This window comes from Mailhella massiliensis, from assembly GCF_020741395.1.
GTDB classification, from domain to species: Bacteria; Desulfobacterota; Desulfovibrionia; order Desulfovibrionales; family Desulfovibrionaceae; genus Mailhella; species Mailhella massiliensis_A.
Genome location: NZ_DYZA01000082.1, coordinates 1 through 4,025 on the forward strand (window position 1 = coordinate 1; position 4,025 = coordinate 4,025).

Here is a 4,025-nt window from a genome sequence, read left to right on the forward strand (position 1 = left end):
TGATCCCTCGCATCAGTTCATTGATACGGACATGGGGCAGCCCCAGTGCCCGCACCCCTGCGACGGTATGCGTCAGTTCATGACGGAGCTGGAAAAGGCGGGCTGTTCCCGCAAAAAAATCCGCAGTCTGACCCATGACGTACCCGCTTTTCTGCTGGGCCTTCAGGAAAAGCCCTCCGGCTGCTGAAACCAGTTGCTTTGGGGAAGCGCTCTTCGCCGTCCTCAGTTCCGCGCGGGTAAGCGCTCCCCGGAGCAAGGTCAGGATTGCAGAAAAGGAGGAAAAGTCGCCTTTTCCGTCATTCCGGGCGGGGCCGTCGAAAAGCGCCATCGCCTTCTTCCCGGAGAGCCGTGCCGGAAGGGGAGGGGGCCGTGAAGGTTGTGAAGAAGGCGTCGCGTTTTTTCGCCGTGAGCGGTCTTTCCCGCGGGCCGGGAGAGGGAGGGGAAAGGGGCCGCTCTCTGTCCTGCCGCGCAGGGAAGGGCGCGCCGCCCGTGCGGGACTGCGTGGAGCGGGGCTGTTCCGGGAAGAGCGCTTCAAGTCCGGCGGCATGCCTGCGGGGGAGGGGCAGGTCTGAGCTGCGCTCCGGTTGAAGGAAGAAAACGCAGAGCCTTGGAAACAGAAAAGGGAGCAACAGCGTTTGCCGTTGCTCCCGGAAATTTCTGGTCGGGATGACTAGATTTGAACTAGCGACCCCTTGAACCCCATTCAAGTGCGCTCCCAGACTGCGCTACATCCCGACTCTGGCACCGACAGAAAGGAAATGGAGCTCATGAACAGAATTGAACTGTTGACCTCATCCTTACCAAGGATGCGCTCTACCAACTGAGCTACATGAGCATTTCGTCTCTCGGCGAAGTGTGTAATTATCAGGATAGGGGGTGGCTGTCAAGCTTTTCCCCCTCTTTTTTTCGGCGCGGAAAACGGTTTTTCCGGTTCCGTGGAGCATGTTTTTTCTGAAGGCGATCAGGGCAGGGGATGAAGGGCGCCTCGTGGATGCTCTTCGGGAAAACGCTTGTGCGGCATAAGGGAGAAGCGTCCGGATTGCGGGCTTTTTTGATTTTTTGGGGGCGAACTGCTTGCTTCCCGGCGTGAAAATGGGCAAAAGAGTGCGTTGGCACTTCTATAATGATCGGCATGAAGGCGGATTTATGCCGGAATCCATTGCCCAAGGAGTATATATGTCTAAAACAGAACAGCCCACAGGGGCCATGAACCGTTTTTTGAACGCCGTAGAAGCGGCAGGCAATAAACTGCCCCACATCACCATGCTCTTCATTTACGCACTGGTGATAGCTATGATCCTTTCCTTCCTTCTTTCTTTTATTTCTTTTAATTATAAACATCCGAGCACGGGCGAGACCATCCGGGTGCTCAACATGCTGAGCCCGACGAACCTGCTGGACCTTGTTGTTTCCTCCGTGAGGAACTTCATGAACTTCCCTCCGCTCGGCATGACCATCGTGGCCACCATGGGCATAGGCATTGCAGAGGGGAGCGGCTTTATCCATGTGCTGCTGAAAAAGCTGCTCAGCATCATTCCCCGAAAGATCCTCACCCCGGCAGTCATTGTCGTTTCCATTCTCTGCCACATCGTGTCCGACTCTGCCTATGTGGTGCTCATGCCTGTTTCCGCCCTGATTTTCTATTCCTGCGGACGCCATCCTCTGGCGGGCATTGCCTGCTCTTTCGCCGGGCTTGCCGGCGGCTTCACGGCCAGCTATACGCCCTCCATCATAGACCCTGTCATGCAGAGTTTCACGCAGGCTGCGGCTCAGACCATCGACCCTACCTATGCCGTCAACGTGCTCTGCAACTATTTCTACGCTCTGGGCGGCACCTTCTTCGTTATTGCCGCTTGTTGGTATGTCACCGACAGAATTGTGGAACCCCGCCTGCGCATGACCATGCCGCTGGACAGCGGGCTGGAAAACGACCCCGACCTTCAGCTCAATCCCATCAGTGCGGAAGAGAACAGCGCATTCCGCAAGGCGTGCCTGGCATGGGCGGCCTTCATCTTTCTCTTCTTCGCGCTCTGCGTTCCGGAAAATTCCCTGTTCCGTGCTCCCGACGGCAGCCTGACCAGCCCTCAGGCTCCCGCCATGCAGGCCATTGTGCCGCTTCTGTTTATGTTCTTTGCTGTGCCCGGCCTTGTGTACGGCTATGCCTCCAGAAGTTTTAAAAGCAGCACGGACGTCATCAAGTCCATGGAACATGTGCTCACCATGCTGCTCTCCTTCATCGTGTTCGCCTTCTTCGCCGCACAGTTCCTCTATGTGTTCGGCAAGTCCAACATCGGCACGCTGCTGGCTATTGCGGGCGCGGAATTTCTGAAGAACATGGGCCTGCCTTCCGGCTGCACGCTGTTCGGCATCATCCTGCTTACCGGCATGCTGAACATACTCATCACGTCCGCCACGTCCAAGTGGGCTATTTTGTCCACCATTTTTGTGCCCATGCTCATGATGCTGGGCATTTCTCCGGAACTGACCCAGGCGGCCTTCCGCGTGAGCGACTCCGCCGTGAACGTCTCCACGCCCCTTTTCCCCTTCTATCCCCTGCTTATCATGTACTGCCAGAAGTACGCCAAGGCCACGGGCGTGGGTACGCTCTGCTCCATGATGCTGCCCTACACTCTGGCGCTTCTCGTGGTGCTCACCTTTGTCCTGTATGCCTATTGGATGATCGGCATTCCGCTCGGCTTCGACAGCGGTTATGTGTATCCTCCTGTGAGATAACCTTTTTTGAAGGAAGTTTGAATTATGGAACATGAATATGCCCGGGAGCTGACGGAGCGCTTTCTTCGCTATGTGGCCGTTTCTTCCGAAAGCGACGCTTCGGCGGGGGTGGTGCCCAGCAGCGAAGGACAGCGCGAACTGGCCCGCCTTCTGGAGGGAGAGCTGCGCGCCATGGGCCTTGAGGATATTGAGCTGAATGAACATGCTATCCTCACGGCGTATCTGCCCGGCAACGTGCCCGGCGTTCCGTCCATCGGTTTTGTGGCGCATCTGGATACGGTACCCGTTTCCCTTTCCCCCGAAGTGCATCCTCAGGTGCTCCGCTATGAAGGCGGAGACGTCTGCCTGAATGTGGAAAAAGATATCTGGCTGCGTCTTTCCGAACACCCGGAGCTTGCCGCCTATGCGGGGCAGGACATTGTGTTCACCGACGGCACCAGCGTGCTCGGCGCAGACAACAAGGCGGCCATTGCCAATGTGATGACCATGCTGCATGTCATGACTTCCGAAGCCCTGCCGCATGGTGATATCCGTGTGGCCTTCGTGCCCGACGAGGAAATCGGCCTTTGCGGATCCAAGCTCATGGATCTTGAGAAGTTCAAGGTGGACTTCGCCTATACCATCGACTGCTGCGCCGTAGGCGAACTCGTATATGAGACCTTCAACGCCGGCAGCGTGCTTTTCGAGATTCAGGGCGTGACGGCACACCCCATGTCCGCCAAGGGAGTTCTGGTCAATCCTCTTCTTGTAGCGGCGGATATCATTTCCTGTTTCGACCGCAAGCAGACTCCGGAACACACCGACGGCAAGGAAGGCTACTGGTGGTTCACCGGTGCGGAAGCCAACGACAGCCGCTGCATACTGCGCATGAATATCCGCGACTTTGACAAGGAAAGCTATGAAGCACGCAAGAAATATGTGCTGGATGTCGTGGATTTCATGCGTGTCCGTCACAAGAGGGCCGGCATCAAAGTAACGATCACGGATGTGTACGGCAACATCAACGATTCCCTGGGGGAAGACAGGGCCCCCATCGAACTCATGTATGAAGCCGCGCACGATATCGGCATTGAGCCGAAGACCATTGCCATGCGCGGCGGAACCGACGGTTCCGTGCTTTCCGCAAAGGGACTCGTGACTCCCAACTATTTTACCGGAGGACTGAATTTCCACTCCAATGCGGAATTTCTGCCCATTCCCTCGCTGTGCAGGTCTCTGGACATGACGTTCAAGATTCTGGAACTTGCCGCGAAGAAAAAGTAACCTTTTTCAGGGCCTTTCGCACGAGGCGC

The 4,025-nt window shown here is 56.5% G+C and carries 3 protein-coding genes and 2 tRNA genes; 3 read left to right on the forward strand and 2 right to left on the reverse strand.

The window, feature by feature from the left end; genetic code table 11:
- Positions 1 to 187 (forward strand): hypothetical protein (locus tag K8W16_RS04525; RefSeq protein WP_304121505.1); only part of this gene is annotated, 187 nt, incomplete at its 5' end.
- 471 nt (positions 188 to 658) lie between these two features.
- Here the strand turns inward: K8W16_RS04525 and K8W16_RS04530 are convergent.
- Positions 659 to 735, reverse strand: a tRNA-Pro gene (locus K8W16_RS04530).
- A gap of 24 nt (positions 736 to 759) precedes the next feature.
- A tRNA-Thr gene (locus K8W16_RS04535) sits at positions 760 to 835 on the reverse strand.
- A 341-nt stretch (positions 836 to 1,176) separates the two neighbouring features.
- Between K8W16_RS04535 and K8W16_RS04540 the strand changes: the two genes are divergently transcribed.
- The gene (locus K8W16_RS04540) at positions 1,177 to 2,733 is read left to right on the forward strand and encodes an AbgT family transporter (RefSeq protein WP_304121507.1); all 1,557 of its coding nucleotides are present in this window, start codon (positions 1,177 to 1,179) and stop codon (positions 2,731 to 2,733) included.
- Between the two features lie 24 nt (positions 2,734 to 2,757).
- Positions 2,758 to 3,996 (forward strand): peptidase T, encoded by a 1,239-nt coding sequence (gene pepT / locus K8W16_RS04545; RefSeq protein WP_304121508.1) that lies wholly within the window; start codon positions 2,758 to 2,760, stop codon positions 3,994 to 3,996.
- The last annotated feature ends 29 nt before the right edge of the window (positions 3,997 to 4,025 follow it).